At 46.9% G+C, this 16,314-nt stretch carries 17 protein-coding genes; 3 read left to right on the top strand and 14 right to left on the bottom strand.

Annotated features, from left to right (window positions below):
- Positions 1-119 precede the first annotated feature (119 nt).
- Entirely contained in the window at positions 120-902 is a 783-nt protein-coding gene (locus ACAN56_RS34915) for a GTP cyclohydrolase II (protein WP_038591315.1), read from the bottom strand.
- A gap of 166 nt (positions 903-1,068) precedes the next feature.
- Between ACAN56_RS34915 and catR the strand changes: the two genes are divergently transcribed.
- Complete coding sequence (gene catR, locus ACAN56_RS34920) at positions 1,069-1,395, top strand: catDE operon transcriptional regulator CatR (RefSeq protein WP_038591312.1); 327 nt, start codon at positions 1,069-1,071, stop codon at positions 1,393-1,395.
- Positions 1,396-1,490: 95 nt separating this feature from the next.
- Here catR and ACAN56_RS34925 read toward each other — a convergent pair whose 3' ends face one another.
- The 4 genes from ACAN56_RS34925 to ACAN56_RS34940 are packed head-to-tail and all read right to left on the bottom strand — an operon-like array spanning position 1,491 to position 5,061.
- Complete coding sequence (locus tag ACAN56_RS34925) at positions 1,491-2,378, bottom strand: ABC transporter permease (RefSeq protein ID WP_038591310.1); 888 nt, start codon at positions 2,376-2,378, stop codon at positions 1,491-1,493.
- Positions 2,375-3,364 (bottom strand): ABC transporter ATP-binding protein, encoded by a 990-nt coding sequence (locus ACAN56_RS34930; RefSeq protein WP_379148660.1) that lies wholly within the window; start codon positions 3,362-3,364, stop codon positions 2,375-2,377. Before ACAN56_RS34930 ends, ACAN56_RS34925 begins: the two co-directional genes overlap by 4 nt.
- Entirely contained in the window at positions 3,361-4,482 is a 1,122-nt protein-coding gene (locus ACAN56_RS34935; protein WP_379148662.1) for a hypothetical protein, read from the bottom strand. The genes ACAN56_RS34930 and ACAN56_RS34935 overlap by 4 nt, the downstream gene beginning before the upstream one ends.
- Before the next feature lie 54 nt (positions 4,483-4,536).
- Complete coding sequence (locus ACAN56_RS34940) at positions 4,537-5,061, bottom strand: sigma-70 family RNA polymerase sigma factor (protein ID WP_379148664.1); 525 nt, start codon at positions 5,059-5,061, stop codon at positions 4,537-4,539.
- Positions 5,062-5,483: 422 nt separating this feature from the next.
- Here ACAN56_RS34940 and ACAN56_RS34945 point away from each other — a divergent pair, with 422 nt between their 5' ends.
- Complete coding sequence (locus ACAN56_RS34945; RefSeq protein WP_038591298.1) at positions 5,484-5,696, top strand: hypothetical protein; 213 nt, start codon at positions 5,484-5,486, stop codon at positions 5,694-5,696.
- 132 nt (positions 5,697-5,828) lie between these two features.
- Here ACAN56_RS34945 and ACAN56_RS34950 read toward each other — a convergent pair whose 3' ends face one another.
- The 6 genes from ACAN56_RS34950 to ACAN56_RS34975 all read right to left on the bottom strand — a co-directional run bounded on the left by ACAN56_RS34950 (position 5,829) and on the right by ACAN56_RS34975 (position 12,624).
- Positions 5,829-6,143, bottom strand: coding sequence for a hypothetical protein (locus ACAN56_RS34950; protein ID WP_038591295.1), 315 nt, complete (start codon positions 6,141-6,143; stop codon positions 5,829-5,831).
- Between the two features lie 114 nt (positions 6,144-6,257).
- A complete protein-coding gene (gene nagE / locus ACAN56_RS34955) occupies positions 6,258-7,712 on the bottom strand; it encodes an N-acetylglucosamine-specific PTS transporter subunit IIBC (RefSeq protein ID WP_038591292.1) in 1,455 nt (484 codons plus the stop codon).
- Between the two features lie 46 nt (positions 7,713-7,758).
- The gene (locus tag ACAN56_RS34960; RefSeq protein WP_038591289.1) at positions 7,759-8,268 is read right to left on the bottom strand and encodes a PTS sugar transporter subunit IIA; all 510 of its coding nucleotides are present in this window, start codon (positions 8,266-8,268) and stop codon (positions 7,759-7,761) included.
- A 22-nt stretch (positions 8,269-8,290) separates the two neighbouring features.
- Complete coding sequence (locus tag ACAN56_RS34965) at positions 8,291-9,157, bottom strand: PRD domain-containing protein (RefSeq protein WP_379148669.1); 867 nt, start codon at positions 9,155-9,157, stop codon at positions 8,291-8,293.
- Positions 9,158-9,368: 211 nt separating this feature from the next.
- On the bottom strand, positions 9,369-12,116 hold the full coding sequence (locus ACAN56_RS34970) for a CHASE3 domain-containing protein (RefSeq protein WP_379148672.1): 2,748 nt from the start codon (positions 12,114-12,116) through the stop codon (positions 9,369-9,371).
- A 124-nt stretch (positions 12,117-12,240) separates the two neighbouring features.
- The gene (locus ACAN56_RS34975; RefSeq protein ID WP_038591281.1) at positions 12,241-12,624 is read right to left on the bottom strand and encodes a DivIVA domain-containing protein; all 384 of its coding nucleotides are present in this window, start codon (positions 12,622-12,624) and stop codon (positions 12,241-12,243) included.
- A 186-nt stretch (positions 12,625-12,810) separates the two neighbouring features.
- Here ACAN56_RS34975 and ACAN56_RS34980 point away from each other — a divergent pair, with 186 nt between their 5' ends.
- The gene (locus ACAN56_RS34980) at positions 12,811-13,374 is read left to right on the top strand and encodes a TraR/DksA C4-type zinc finger protein (protein WP_379148675.1); all 564 of its coding nucleotides are present in this window, start codon (positions 12,811-12,813) and stop codon (positions 13,372-13,374) included.
- A gap of 2 nt (positions 13,375-13,376) precedes the next feature.
- Here ACAN56_RS34980 and ACAN56_RS34985 read toward each other — a convergent pair whose 3' ends face one another.
- From ACAN56_RS34985 to ACAN56_RS34995, 3 genes are all read right to left on the bottom strand, one after another.
- Positions 13,377-13,736, bottom strand: coding sequence for a replication termination protein (locus ACAN56_RS34985; protein ID WP_379148678.1), 360 nt, complete (start codon positions 13,734-13,736; stop codon positions 13,377-13,379).
- A gap of 885 nt (positions 13,737-14,621) precedes the next feature.
- A complete protein-coding gene (locus ACAN56_RS34990) occupies positions 14,622-15,197 on the bottom strand; it encodes a general stress protein (protein ID WP_083675468.1) in 576 nt (191 codons plus the stop codon).
- A 217-nt stretch (positions 15,198-15,414) separates the two neighbouring features.
- A partial coding sequence (locus ACAN56_RS34995) for an ATP-dependent helicase C-terminal domain-containing protein (RefSeq protein WP_379148683.1) occupies positions 15,415-16,314 on the bottom strand: 900 nt, incomplete at its 5' end.

Consider the following 16,314-nt stretch of genomic DNA (forward strand, 5'->3'; position numbering starts at 1 on the left):
GCACGGATTACAAAAGCACTACCCGTTTATCGTAAAATAAGCAGAAACGGTTATACCGTCCATTTACAAACGGCATCCGTTTCTGCGGGGGAAATCAGGAATGTAGCTGGATGACAGCATTATTTGGCGACTCTGCCTTCAAAGAAATCGTTACTTTTCACGGCTTCCAAGTGGCCGGACCGCGTTACCTTTGTGCGCAGGTACTTCTCATTGAATACGGAAACGTCACCCCATAGCGGAATTCTTTTCACTGTGTTCATTCCGGCAGCCTTCAAGGCGTCCATCTTCTTAGGGTTGTTCGTAATCAGTGTCACCGGTTTGCTGCGCAGATGCTGCAGTACGCTGATGGCATCCTTATAGTCTCTGGAATCATCGGCAAAGCCAAGCTCCAGATTGGCTTCCACAGTATCATAACCCTCTTCCTGCAGAATATAAGCCATTGCCTTGCTGAACAGGCCAATGCCTCTTCCCTCGTGGTTAGCCAGGTAGAACAACGCACCGGAGCCGTGCTGGGCAATCATCTTCATCGACTGGTGCAGCTGGAAGCCGCAATCGCAGCGTTTGCTGCCGAAAATATCGCCGGTATGGCAGATGCTGTGCATCCGGATCAAAGCTTCGTCCGAGTCTTCGAAATCACCGTAAACGAGTACACTGGACTGCTGACTGTCAGCGAGATTCATGGAAGACAGACGGGAGATCAATAATTCAGTTGCTTCTATAGAATCCCCGCCCTGCAGTTCAACGTCATCCGATTTCAACCAGCTGTACCATTTAAAAGTGACTGTTTCTCCATCGAGATTCACCGGCAGCGTAATCGGTCCGACCAGTATATTAGTGGAATCATCCATCGTTATCCGTTTGATCTTATTCTGCAATATAGAAAGGATATCAGGTTTAATCATAAGTGCACCGTCCTAAAGTTTTAAATATTTTTAATTTTAACTTCAAGTAACTATTTGTAAGTTAGTTTATCATTGTAATATAACTTCGTCAAGTTATAATATATATTTAAATAATTATAATTACTTATTGTAAGTTTATGATATAATGAATGCAGAGGTGATCTTAATGAATGACTTCGAGATGTGTCCACGCTTTGAAAAAGCAGTAGATGTGCTTAGCAAACGTTGGGTTGCACTGATCGTATTTGTATTAATGAATGGCCCTCGCCGGTTTGGTGAAATCGAGAGCTGCTTGTCCAATCTCAGCGGAAAGGTTTTGTCTGACCGCTTGAAGGAAATGGAAAATGAGGGCATTATCACGCGTACAGTTTATCCTGAAATGCCTGTACGCATTGAATATTCGCTGACGGACAAAGGCACTGCCCTGGCTCCTATTCTTGGAGAAATCAGCAACTGGTCTACAGAGTGGATCGAGATCGGCGCAACCAAATGATATGGGGTCCGCAGCATCAATAGCGCCCTTTTTTGTTCCGCCAGCCGGAATAAAAAGGGCGCTTATTGTTGTTCATATTTTCTGGAACTCCGTATTTATAAATCTTTCCGCTGAAACCGCAGCAAGCCGATTATGAAAAGAGCAGCAGTATAAACCGCAGCGTAGACCACAAATGAATTCGAGGGAACTGAGTTCAGATTAAGAAGTGAAAATGCCCCGCCACTGAACGAGACCATACCGCCAAGATCGTCCAGACTGAACAGCACAGCTGTCATTTTGCGCTGCAAACCATCAACCGGCATGAGCATTGACATGAAGCCTGTCATATTGTTTAGCATATGAAGTGCATTGCCTTCCAGGCTCAGCGCTGAGCTCACCTTATCAATCATGCCTCCCAGCCAGCCCGCTCCGTAAAGCATCGTCATAAATACCCCGTTCCCGAGCGCCGAGAAAAATCCTGAGCCCAGCATCGACAATGTGATCAACAGCGGAACACTTGAAGCAAAAATCAGGAAAGCTTTAACCAAGGCTGCCATATCTCTAGGTATTGCGGCATGGGCATTTGTAATGAATAGAATAGCTGCGAAAAGTATCAGTGCGTAGAGTAACCCCAGCGTGACATAGCCAAGCCAGCGGCCGAGATACCATTTCCAGCGTGGAATCGGTCTGGGCAGCATCGCCTGCATCACTCCCTGCTCCGCTTCCCCGGCAATGGCCGAGAAGGAGCTGAAGATCGCCAGAAAAGCGATAACAAACGATCCGAAGAAAAACCCTAACGTCAGTATAAATGCCCCATTCGTAAACCGCTCAATAAGAATACTGCCATTCACGATTCCGGACCCGCCGCCAAAACGTCGATCTCCGCCGATAGTGCCGGCCACAAACCAGAAAGCAAGCAGGAAGATCACTGTCATCACCAGGGTCAGCATCATCACCCTTTTGCGGAGCATTTCCTTCCAGGTCATCCCGAGTATAATTCTCATTCCCGCTCCCCCCTGTGGCTCAGTCCGGATACCGCATCCATAAACCATTCCTCCAGACGCTCTTTTTTACGCTTCACTTCATATAAAGTCAAACCCTGTTCTATAAAAACCGCATTCAGCCAGCCCACCTGCTCTTCACTTTCCAGCTCTGCTTCCAGCCATACAATTCCGCTGTCAGGATCCGTTCCCTGCAAGGAGTCCCGTTCCTGCTTATCTTCACCAGAAGAGATGTTGATTGACAGTCCGGTAAAATCATTCAGCCAGGACAGCAAAAAAGGCGAAAAGCCGCCCACTTTAAAATGCCAGCTCGTTCGCTTATTTAATATTTCTGATACTGTGCCGTGCCGCAGGATAAGACCGTTATTCAGCAGTGCCATCCGGTCGCACAGCACCTCAACATCCTCAAGCAGATGAGAGTTGAGAAAAATAGTGATTCCGCGCTCCTTCAAGCGCTGCAGAATACCCCTGACTTCCATGCGTCCAATCGGGTCGAGCGCAGATGAAGGTTCATCCAGGAAAACGATCTCCGGCTCGTTCACCAGCGCGCAAGCCAGTCCCAGCCGCTGCTGCATGCCCTTGGAGTAATGCTTGACCCTGTCCCGTCCGCGTTGTCCAATACCCACCTCATTAAGCAGCTGAGGAATTCTTTGACCCGCCACGGTTTTATCGATCCGGCATAATCTGGCATGCAGCCGCACAACCTCTTCCCCGGTCAGCCATTCCTGATAGCGGTACAGCTCAGGCAGATAACCGATCTTCATCTTGGCTTCCAACGTACCAATTTTATGTCCTAACAAAGAGGCGCTTCCGCCTGTAGGATGGATAAGTCCAACCAGCATCTTCACAAAGGTGCTTTTCCCGGCACCGTTGGGGCCGAGGAAGCCAAAGGCTTCCCCTTTCCCCACACGAATCGTTACATCCCGGCAACCGCGCCCGTTGCTGTATTCTTTGGTCAACGAGTTGGCTTCTATTGCGGGAATGCTCATGATGTGATCAGCTCCTGCAGTTTCGTCATAAACTCATCTTTGTCCGAATACACTTCTCCTCCGGAGAAATCGAACAACTGGCCGTTCTTCACCCAAGTCGCACTATATTGCGTTCCTCTGCCATATTCGTTTTTATTAAAAATAACCGGTGTCCCGTCAATAGTGATTTCTTCTGAAAACTGCCCCTTAATCAGCGGCAATGGAATGTCGCCGGATAGAATCCGGCTTTGCTGCAAACTGGATTTCAGATGATCCGGGAGAAGCGGAAAGTCAAGGACAGCCTTAACGGCTTCTTCTACGTCTATAGACGGATCTACCGTCACTATTGGCGTATTCATCTGAGTAAAGCTCGCCCAATGCTCATTGTCCGTGGATAAGTCGTAGCGGACGATCTCAGGAATAGCCAGAGTTATCGGCTTGCCATCTATTGATTCCGGTAGCAGCTGATCTGATCCCAGGCGCAGCAACGCTTCGTTGACTGCGTCAACGTTCAGCGTAAGGGTCATCTCCTGGGAAGAACTAATCCAAGCAGACTTGACTTGGTCAAATCCTTCCCCGCTGACTGCGCTGTACCCCAGCGTTTTCTGCAAATCATTTATAGGCACCGCTCCATCGATGGTTCCGGACGAACTCGAAACCGCTCCGAATTTACTGGCAGCTTCGCCGACAGTTCCCCCCTCGGAAATCTGATTGAAGATATTCCGCAGATCGCTTTCATTCACAACTGTTGGTTCCTGCATCCGGAATTGGTTCAGGATTGCTGCCATAGCCGTGCTTCCTACCGGAGTGGCGAGAATAGCAGCGAAGATAGCTACACTGGCTGCTGTTGCCGCCCACTTCCGCCGGCGGTTCATCTGAGGCCGCCGAGGCCGTTTTCCCGTTTTCTTGCCTTCCGTAGCAGAATCAGCCTGCCCTGTTATCTGCGTCATTGCAGTCCTACCGCCGGGTGTACCAGCTGTAGAAGCAGCATTTATTAAGGGATCATTGTTTGTCGTTGATTGCTGGCCCCAAGCTGCCCATACCGGATTTACCGGTTCCTGCGCAATGCTGTCTTGCAGCCTGGCCCAAGCTTCATCCATATTCAGCTGATCTGATTCATGTTTTATAGGATTGGTCATTGATCGTTCCTCCTAAGTAATATATAGAAGCAAAATTTCCAAACGCCGCTGTCCTCACGGTCTAGTCGTGTGCGGGAGCGCCTCTACTGCATGCTGCCTTAGCTTCGTTGTGGCCCTGCTTAGCAGTGTCCCGACAACCGGCGGCTTTACACCGAGCTCTCCGGCGATCTCCGCGTAGCTGTAACCCGAATACCTCAGCAACAGCGCCTGTCTGTCTCTGTCCGGCAGGCTGTCCAGCCAGATCCTGACATCCTCCTGGTCCAGCTTGGCGAGCACCACCTCTTCACCTGTAGGCGGTGAGGCCCCAATATCGAAGAGGAGCTCCTGCTTATTTTGCAGCCGCCGTTCTCTGGCTACTTTATTCAAATAATCATATCCGACCCGGGTAAGCACTCTATGCAGCCAGGCACCGAGCGCTCCGGGGTCATCCGGCGGATTGCGGTAAAGTCTTAAAAATACATCCTGGGCTAAATCATCCGCCGCCGTCTCATCCCGTACCAAAGCAGCAAGTTTACGCCGCACCACAGGATAGTGTTCATAAAATAGAGCTTTGAATATATCAGATTCCGGAATATCCATTGTTTAAATCCTCCTTATCAGCTGCAGCTATAAGTAAGACGAAGCCTGAAGCTTTTTTGTATCAGAAAACGTCAAAAACATCTTACCACAACAAGTGGAAACGGCTTTGTCGTCCTTTTTAAGGACGGTACCGTTTCAGCGAGAAATAGAAGGATAATTTATAGCGTGAAGCATATAAAATCTTATATTTACAAAAAAAGCAGCCCCTTTTTATGAAAAAAGGAACTGCCGGTATCTTCTAATAACCGTGCACAGTGATGTTTAGTAATCTTATAATTACAATCTGCAAGGTCTGAATATACATAATAGTGACAAATAATAAAATATTTCCAGGCTTAAATATTTAAAAAGTGTTGATTAGACTAGCAAAATATAGTAATTTGAGAAGGTAAACTACTATAAATTGAGAGGTGGCGTTAACAATGGAAAAGATGTGTATGGAAATGATGATGAATATGTGCATGGAAGACATGATGGCCAAGATGAACAGTATGAAGATGTGCATGGAGAAGATGACTGAAATGAACATGATGGACATGGATATGGACATGATGATGAAGAAAATGCAAGACTGCGATGAAATGATGACCATGTGTATGACGATGATGCGTGAAGGAATGCAAATGTCGAAATAATTCATCTTTCAGATTGTTAATGTGAATCCGCAAAATTCACCTTAACGTAAACTTCGCAAGTCTTGGCAGAGCAGACTAACTGCATGCCATTTTTTTATTTTGTATTATCAACTAAGGGTATCAATTCATCTATTATCTGATCTTGATATATCTCTCCTGAATTTGCTTTGCCAGTGTAATCCGCTCCATCTTCAGCTCCCAAATCTTCTCTTTCCACCGGTAACTGTCCTCAGCATCCTCATGTTCCCTCAACTTGTTGAACAATTCCAGCAGCATCAGGTTTATATGATCAAACCGGTTCCAGAGTTCCCGGACATTCTCCACTCTTTCCCGCTCTTCGGAAGCTTCCTTGAAGTTCTTTAAATTCTCAATGATGTCAGCCTGCCACTGTCCATCGTTAATTGCTTTGGCGTAGTTTAAAAGATCCAGATAATCATCGACTGACATGTGTACCGACTCCTTAATTCCGTTATACCAAGTATTATACTCGGTATTGTATATATTGCAAGAGGTGCATCACAAAAAAATGCGGACATCAGAGATGCCCGCACATAATATTTATTACATAAGCTTCTTTATATCATCCTTAATCTGTTCCGATTTTGGACCAAATACGATTTGCACCGCACCTTGACCAAGTCTCATAACCCCGGAAGCGCCCAGTTGTTTAAGCGCAGCATCTTTTACTGCCTTATCGTCGTTTACGATCAACCGCAGCCGTGTAATGCAGGCATCAATATTCCGGATGTTGGACGGTCCGCCGATGTTTTCCAGAATTTTTGCGGCTTGGGAAGAAACACCTGCCGAAGCCCCGCCGATGGACTTTTCTTCGATTTCATCCTCGGTCTCATCTTCCCGTCCAGGCGTCTTCAGCTTAAATTTCACTATAATGAAGCGGAAGAGCACATAATAGAGGACGAAGAACGCAAGTCCTATCGGGATAAGCATCCATGCATTAGTAGTAAGCTTCAGGTACAGCAAGGAATCAATCAAACCTGCGGAGAATCCGAAGCCCATCTTAACATCAAGGACGTACATCAGGGCCAATGATAACCCTGTTAAAATGGCATGCACCAGATATAAGAGCGGAGCAACGAACATAAAGGAAAACTCAAGCGGTTCAGTAATACCTGTTAAAAAGGAAGCAATCGCTGAACCAATAAAGATTGAGGCAACCAGTTTGCGTTTCTCCGGTTTTGCAGTATGGATAAAAGCAAAGGCTGCACCAGGCAGAGCGAACATCATAATCGGGAAGAACCCGGTCATGAACATCCCTGCGGTTTTGTCTCCGGCGAAGAAACGTGTCAAGTCCCCGTGTACCAGTTCACCGGCTGCATTGGTAAAGTCACCAATTTGAAACCAAGCAATGGTGTTGAGTACGTGATGTAATCCGATAGGGATCAGCAAGCGGTTGGCTGTACCGAAGATAAATGCGCCCACCGCGCCGAGACCCACAACCCAGTTCCCGAAATCACTGATTACATCCTGTATTGGGCTCCAGATCATACCTACGAATATGGCAAGCACCATCATGGAACCGGCAGTCACGATCGGAACAAAACGTTTGCCTGCGAAGAATCCCAGCCAGTCCGGCATCTTGATATTGTGGTATTTTTTATAGAGGAAGGCTGCCCATGCACCTGCAAAGATACCCCCGAGTACCCCCATATTCAGAACAACGTCGTCGTTAATAAATGAGAACTGCAAGGGTACGATAGCCAGAACTTTGGTGAGTACCAGGTATGAAATCAACGCAGACAATGCCGCTACAGCATCTCCGGCGAACCCTATTGCCACACCGATAGCAAATATTAAAGCGAGATTGCCGAATATGGCGCCCGCGCCAGCATTCAGGAATGGAGCAACATATTGATTCAGGAATCCGCCTACATTAGCCCCCAGATGCCAATCTTTTTCGTAATTAATCAAAGCTAACCCTTGCAGAATCCCTGCTGCCGGCAATGTCGCGACCGGAAGCATCAGAGACTTACCTAACTTTTGTAGAAAAGCCAACATAATAATATCATCCCCTTGGTTTCATGATTGGTTCTGCTCAAGTATGCTAGTGCTTTGAAGCCACCCGTAGAACGATATTCGTACCCGCTGTGACTGCACCATAGAGACTCTCTATTTCCGGTAAATGTTCCTCCATACTCGTTACGATTACCGGCGAGATTGTTGCAAGTCCTGCCGCCTGTATAGCCTCAAGATCAAATTCAATCAAGGTCTGCCCTGCCTTTACGCTGTCTCCGGTAGCAACATGGCTGACAAATCCGTTGCCTTTCAGGCTGACCGTATCGATTCCGATATGTAGCAGCAGCTGTAATCCGGACGGATGCTCAAGAATCAATGCGTGATTGGATTTCACGATATGGGCAATCTTGCCGTCAAACGGAGCCTTAAGCCTCCCCTCAGCAGGTTCAATTGCAATTCCGCTGCCCATGTGTCCGCCGGCAAAGGTATCATCAGGTACCTGGTTCAAAGGAACCGCTTGCCCGCTGATAGGAGCTGTAATTTCTATGATCTGTTCAGTATGCTGCTCTTCTTTTTTGGATTTCCATTTGGAAAACATCCGCGCCACTCCTCGCAAGCTGCTATTTGTTCTTCTCTAAAGTTTGGAATAGCCGGTGCAAGTGCATCGCCAGGAAACATAATTCTTCATCAGGAACTTCCACTTCCAGTGAACTTTGCATTACTTTCCCGAGTTTCTGCGCCAGCTTATATTCCGCTTTATACTCCTTCTTAATGTGCTTCACGAAGGGATTATCTATTAAGGATCCCTGCAGTATCCGTTCCAGCGAAAAACGCAGATGAATCATCAACCGGACATGGTTCATACTGCCGTGCTCAAAGGTAATCTTCCGCTCTTCCCGGATCATCTCAATCAATTCATTCACGATATTGGAGGCTTTCACCAGCTGTCCAACCGGAACATTGCTCACAGCGGAGTATACATGATAGGTGAGGAATCCTACTTCGTCCTCAGGAATCTGTATTTTAAACTCGTCACTGATTTTTTCTGCCGCTTTGAAAGCGATCTCAAATTCCTTCGGAAAAGTCATTTTGGTTTCCTGTAAAAAAGGATTAATTATATCCATCCCGTTGCGCAGACGGTAGATGGTAAACTGGATATGACTCGGGAGCGCCAAATAAATCTTGTCGTTTAACTTGCCGGGAAACTGACAGGTGATATCTCCGATAATCTCATCGGTGATTTTCATTATTTTAGGATCAATGTCCTCGAGCAGTATTTGATACTGGCTCCATTCTTCCCGGTCTTCCAGGCGAAACAGCTTTTCGATCCGGTGATCGTTGCTTTCAATCACACCGGCATCTTTCACCGCAAAGCCGATGCCTTTGCCAATAATGACATATTCCTTGCCGTTCTTTTCTCCCTGGACCATTACAACGTTATTCCCAATTACACGCTGAACTTGAAATTGTTCGATTTCCCGTGACAAGTTCTCCCCTCCTTCCCCTAATCTTCAGGCTACAGGCAACAAAAAAAGCCAAGAACTGTCTCAAATGAATGAAGACAATCCTTGGCTCATGCCCTTTACGGTAACACGCCAACTACATATAAATGATCATTTATGAGCCTATCATAATTCATAGTTCATATCGCCGTCAATGGTAATTTTTCAAAAGTCAAGCAAACTCATAAGCCTAAGCTTATTCAACCGTAATCCATCGGCACATTCGGGTAATCACGTCTTTCATAACAACAGGTTTGCTTATGAAATCAGTTGCGCCCGCCGCCAGGCATTTCTCACGGTCCTCTTTCATGGTTTTGGCTGAAATCGCGATAATCGGCAGATCCGGAAGCAGGAGTTCTTCACGAATGATTGACAGAGTATCATAACCATCCAGATTCGGCATCATAATATCTAGCAGCACGATATCCACATTTGCCTGTTCCCTGACAATCTGTAGACACTCAAAGCCTGACTGTGCCGTAAGGATATTCATCTGATAAGGCTCCAGCCCTTGCTTAAGGGCATAAATATTACGAAGATCATCATCAACAATCAGCACAGTCCTGCCTTGGAGCATGTCATATTGTTTCTCAAACAAACTTGTGTCCACAGTTATAGTGGCCTTCTCAGGCTTTTGAGTGACTTCCCGCTCCCGTGCCGCCGCAACGGTTGACCAGGAGCCCGGCGGCTGAAGTCCATCCTCCATGTCAGCTTCAAGGCAACGGCAAGGAAGAAATAGTGTAAAGGTGCTGCCTTGCCCCAGCTCGCTCTGCAGTGAAATATACCCGCCCAGTAATCTGGCCAGCTGCAGGGAGATTGACAGACCCAACCCGGTTCCCCCAAATTTGCGTACAGTTGAACCGTCTGCCTGCATGAAAGCTTCAAAAATCAGCTCACGATGCTCTTCCGAAATCCCGATTCCCGTATCCTTGACGGAGAAAGCCAAAACTGGCTCAGTTGGGTTATACTGCGGGTCAGAATAAGCTTCGATCCGGGTAATGTCAACTTGCACGGAACCTACCTCCGTAAACTTAAAGGCATTGGACAGCAGATTGCGCAGAATTTGATGCAGCCGCATTTCGTCGGTATAAAATAGATCCGGTACTTCTGCACCGATGTTCACAGAAAACTCCAATTTCTGTTGTTCGGCGGTTTTACCAAAATAACCCCTGAGCAATGTAGGCAGCTCCGTAAGATTGACCGCATCCATTTCCACCATCATTTTGCCGGCTTCCACCTTGGACAGATCGAGAATATCGTTGATCATGACCAGCAAATCAGTGCCGGAATTGTGAATGACCGAAGCATAACCTTGTTCTTCCTCGCTTAAGTTGTTATTGCGGTTCTCGGCCAGCAGTTGGGATAGGATAAGCATACTATTCAGCGGAGTACGCAGCTCATGCGACATATTTGCCAGAAATTCCGATTTATAGCGGGAGCTTAACTCAAGCTGCTCATTATATCGTTCCAGTTCCACTGCGGCATTCTCTGCAACGGCCTTCTGATTCTCCAGTTCCCGGTTGACCGTGAGCAATTCATTCGTTTGATTTTGCAATTCTTCGGTCTGCACCTGCAATTCCTCAGATTGCACCTGCAGTTCTTCCGATTGAACTTGCAGCTCTTCATTCATGACCTGGGAATTATGATACAGTTTCTGGATTTTCATACGGGTCATCACTGAATTCACGGAAACCGCCATCATGTCCAAAAGCTTGGATAAAAGCTCATGGTGATACGATGCCCATTGGGTCAATGAAGCTACTTCTAAAACAGCCACAGTTTTATTCTCAAATATAATCGGTGCAATAACTGCGAAGCGGGGAGCCGTTCTGCCCAGTGCAGAATTAATGCTGATATAATTCTCCGGCAAATCTTCAACTATAATTATACGTTTATCTACTGCACATTGTCCCACAAGACCCACACCGGGTAAGATTGAATCTTCTGCAAACGGGAATTCTGTTTTCTCAGCACCGGCATAGGAATACATACATTTATAACGTTCCTTATGATCCATAACATAAATGGCACCGTATTGCATCTCAAGGGTTGTTTCCAGTTTATTCATAAAAGTCCTGCATAACAAATAAATATCTGTAGCTTCCTGCAGAATTACGGACATGGCAGTCTGCTGCTCACTGCTCCACTGTTCCAGCTGCACTGTATCCAGCAGACTATTGGTAGCTTCACCAAGATCATAGATTTCATCCATGGTCTTTACCTTTATCCGCTCAGACATATTGCCGCCTCCAGCGATCCCATTAATTGCCAGAATGACATGCTGCAGCGGATTTACAATACTTGCAGAGATTAAATACGTAATCAAGACCGCGAGCAGCACAACCAGTGTCCATAGAATATACATGGTTATCAGAAGTCTGCTATTGCTTTCCTTCAAATTCGAAATCCGTTCATTGGTTAGCTTCCGCTCGTTATCCCGGAAATAGTCGGACTGCGAGCGGATCGAGTCAATAACCGATTTGCCGGTATCATTACGGAAAAACTTAGCTATGGCTTGATCCTCACCATTCCGCTTTAGATCAACCACTGGCTGTCCGGCCAGATCAATCCATAATTGAATATTTTCTTTAATAACGCCTAAATTCCGCATCTGGTCCGGATTGTCTGCAATCAGACCATTCAGCTTGGCAAGATTGATCTGCCAAGCTGCAAGGCCGCTATTAAATGGAACCAGGTAGGAATTGTCTCCGGTGAGCGCATATCCTCTTTGTCCGGTCTCCATATCCAGGACATTTTTTTCAATTTGATATGTAAGCTCGTGCACTTCTATATCATGGTCACTCAGGAAAACTGTTTCCTTCTCAAGATCGGTAATTCTACTGGATACGATCAGCAGAAAAAGGCCTAACATTAAGAAAATCAAGACATAGCCTACTGCAATTTTGCCACGAATCTTTAAGCTCCAAGTTTGCTTCTTGGGCAAAGGTTTCAACCTCCATCTTGCATCCCGATATATACTCCCATTTTATTGTAAATGTTGGAAATGTAGTAAACAAGTCACCCGATTGCAAAATATAGGAATATATTTCATATTCATCCTTTTATTGTCACAAGTAGCCTTCACTTTGTGGCAGTCTATCTTTTAATTGACGGATATTGTTTTCAAGTTTGATGATAACATCCTCCAACTCTCTCGGATCAATTCCTCTAACGATCGGAGGAGCGACTGGAATTGCCTTGGTCTCAGCTTTCATTTCGCGGAGTTCAATCTGCTGTTCCTGCCACTTATCCATCAAATCGGCAATCGTCGCATAAAATCGTTCGTAATCCTTGATTACGCTGTCCAGAAAAGTGTCTACTTCCTCCGCGTCATAACCACGAAGCTTCATACCAAATTCCTTCTCATGAATCGTCAGTGCATCAAGTGTAATGCCGAGCTGGCTGAACAGCTTTCTCTGCTTGTCCAATCGGCGTTTCATATGTTCATCCATTTAAGTGACCTCCAAGTTATCTGTGTTCTCCGGCAGTAACCATTATAACAGGCTGAGTGCAACCTGAAAATATCACTAAAGTTGCAGTTCTGATTTCATAGCTTCACTGATTGCCCTCCTCGCGAAAAGGGTAAGGTAAGAATACATCAGCAATACTACTCTTTTCGCAGAAAGGAAGATCACATAATGAGCCACTTAAGTAACTCGCAGCTGGCCACACTTAAAGCTGCTTTAGAAGAGCGCAAGGAAGAATTGGAACAACATTTCTCCAGTAATGGTGAAGAAAACAGCCTGCTCGGTGATTCGCTCAAAATCTCAACCGGTGAACTCTCCTCCGTCGACAACCATCCGGCTGACACAGGCACAGAGACCTTCGAAAGAAGCAGAGATTTGGGTATTAACAAAGCTCTTACAGAAGAATTAGAAGAGATAGAAGCAGCGCTGCAACGAATGAAGGATGGTACCTACGGTGTCTGCATCGCCAGCAAACAAAACATCCCTTATGAACGTTTAGAGGCCATTCCTTACACAGCCTATACCGTAGAATACTCTCCCGGCAGAGAGCTCTCGAGTGACCGTCCCGTAGAAGAACAGGTAATGACACCTCCTCCTGCCGGGGCAGGCGAGGGACGGCAGGAGCATAGCGGAAGATTTGATGATGCCGGGGCCTGGGATTCCGTTGAGGACTACGGCAGCGCCAGCTCTCCGGTCACACCTCCCGGGCAGGATGTAGAAAAAGAGGAATCCTGACTTTAGAAATTATCCGCTACCGCCTTGTTTAATATACCGAGGCAGCGGTCAAGGTCTGTCTTCACCTGCTTTTTATAGAGCCTGGCTTTTTCCTCCCCATCGGCCGTGAAATGATATAAGACAATTTCCTGAAAATCGACCTTAGGATCATTTCCCTTCAACTGCTTAGTGCGGTAAAGTATTCCTTGCTGCACCAGTTCATGGAGCGCACGGTAGATTTCACTTTGGGGAGGAGCATAGCCATGAGCTTTGAAATCTCTCCGCAAATCCTCCAGCATTTGATAACCGTATCCCTTGTGCTGTTCTACCATCGTAATCAGATATACTTTAATAAAAGCCCGCTGGGCAATCATAAATGCCATCGGAACCCCTCCTTGTAGTGGAATGACTTTACCTGTATTCTTTCTAACCTTTTCAGTAAACTCTATTGAATACTCTATTGCATAACTCTAGTAAAACACTATTTACCAATTTTCACAACCTGAAGCCCCCGCTTGCTCAGGGTCCACTTTTTCCTTGTTTGTAAGACATAAGTGAAGATAAAATGGTGGTCATTCTCGTGGAAAGGTGGGGGAGTGATTTTTTTGATTTTTCTATTGTGAATTTTTCATATGCTGAAATTAGGGTTATAGTGGTTGTTGTGATTGATGGTGCGCTGTCGCCGTGTTCAAGAACCCTTCGATGACGAAAAGGTGAAGACAGCTTGGGAATAGAGTTGCAACAAGTTGGAACAGATTGGGAAGTAGGTGGACTAGATAGAACTATATTGTTGCGTAACTTCTGGATTCCGCCATGTAGCGTGTGTGCGGCAAATTCAGATGCGTTATGCCTCTCATTCCGCCATTTAACCCATGTGCGGCGAATTCAGATGCATATACGCCTCTCATTCTGCCATTTAGCCCTGTGCGGCAAATTCAGATGCATTTATGCCTCTCATTCTGCCATTTAGCCCGTGTGCGGCGAATTCAGATGCATTTATGCCTCTCATTCCATCCAGATGACTGTCCCTCCAATTTATAATGTGTTATCTGTGCAGCACACTGACAAAGTTTCTGCCACTTTTATGCGATCAGAAGTAACCGCGCCTGTACCTCATCATGTTTTCGAGTGATCCACAATTTTTACAATGCATAATCTTCTATATAATAAAAAAACTGTTCTTCCGGCTTGTCAGCGGAAGAACAGTTTTTGTTAGTTCAAATATGGGGTCAAGGAGACTGATAAAGCCCCTTGCAATCAAACATTATTTACAATCTGTTGCGGTTATAAGTATCGGTTGTATCCCTGTTGATCAAGGTGCCATCCACTGTAGTATCGCTGTAGAGGTTATTGTATCTACTAGAGTTCAGGGATTGGCTGCCGCTGAACACATCGTGGATATCCCGGCCCCTGCCGTTGTCATCTACGAGAACAAGGATTTTGCCGCTGTCGACATATCCTTCATATTCCTTGGCTTCATCCTCAGGAATACCAAGACCAATCAATCCGCCTACCAGACCACCGGCACCTGCACCAATAGCTGCTCCAGTGAGTGTTGCCACAATAGGTCCAGCCGCCAGAATGGGACCAATCCCCGGAATGGCCAATGCCCCGATTCCTGCGAGCAACCCGGTAATTCCGCCTACCACACCACCTGTAGCCGCACCTGTCGCTACTCCTTCGGGAGCCATCGTACCTGTATCATCAGAAATGCTTTTTAATTCATCGCGGTCTCTTGTGATTACTGAGATTTCGTCATTGCTGACTCCTCGACTTTGAAGTCCTTCAATTGCTCTGGTCGCTTCTTGTTCCGTATCGAAAACTCCTACAATTTTGTTAGTCACTTGAAGCCCTCCTTCGTAATTGTGGTTCGCTACATTATTACCCTTTAGCGGCTGAACCAAACAGTTTACAGGAGCAAGACTTCACAATTCCTTGGAAATTCATAGTTTTGCTATTCTGCGTACGATCAGTCGTCCCTGTTTAACAAGATGTATCCGTGCGGGACGATTCATCGTTCTTATTTGACCGGATGTATCCGTGCGGGACGATTCATCGTCCCTATTTAACCGGGCGGGTCCGGTTTGTAGGCGCCGCCTGCAGCGGATCATCCGGCCAATAATGCTTGGGATATCTGCCTTTGAGATCCTTCTTAACCTCGAAATAGGTACTGCGCCAAAAGCTCGCCAGATCGGAGGTGACCTGCATCGGCCGTCTCGCCGGTGACAGCAGATGCAGCAGTACAGAAACTTGCCCCATGCCGATTCTCGGTGTATCTACCTGCCCGAACATCTCCTGAAGCCTTACTGCCAGTACAGGCGCGCCCGGATTGCTGTAATCCAGCGGTATCCGAGATCCGCTGGGCACCGAGATATGTGTCGGAGCTTCCTTGTCCAGCTTCTGTCTGCTGTTCCAGTCCAGCATTCCTTCAAGCGCCCGGCTTAAGGGAAGACGCTGAAGATCACGCAGGTTGCGCATTCCCTGGATGAAGGGCCTCAGCCATTCATCCAGCGAGCCAAGCAAGGCTTCATCCGCCACATCAGGCCAATCCGTCCGCAGTCCATGCATGAATGCCATTCGCTGCCGCAACTGCACTGTTCCTTTATCCCAAGGCAATATCTCCAGACCTTCTGCGGATATCACCCCCAGCAGGACATCCTCCGTCTCTTCTGCCGTAGGCCGCTCATGCGAGGTCTCTTTCAATACCAGCGCGCCGAGCAGCGTACGCCGGCGCGCCTTGACGCTTCCGCTCTCTTTGTCCCAGTAAACCTCCCGTTCCTCTGTAAAACTGCCCGCATGATGACGGAGCAGCTCTTCTTCAGGCAGATCTGCGGCCAGCATGATCCGCCCCTGCCCGGCGCGGTCGTCCACGCCGGCGGCAACAATATAGGGCGAACGCGACAGCGGCTGCCCTTCCCGCATCGCCGCCCCCCGGCCGCCGGCCAGCAGAAACGCGCCATC

The organism is Paenibacillus paludis (genome assembly GCF_042610515.1).
GTDB lineage: Bacteria > Bacillota > Bacilli > Paenibacillales > Paenibacillaceae > Paenibacillus_AQ.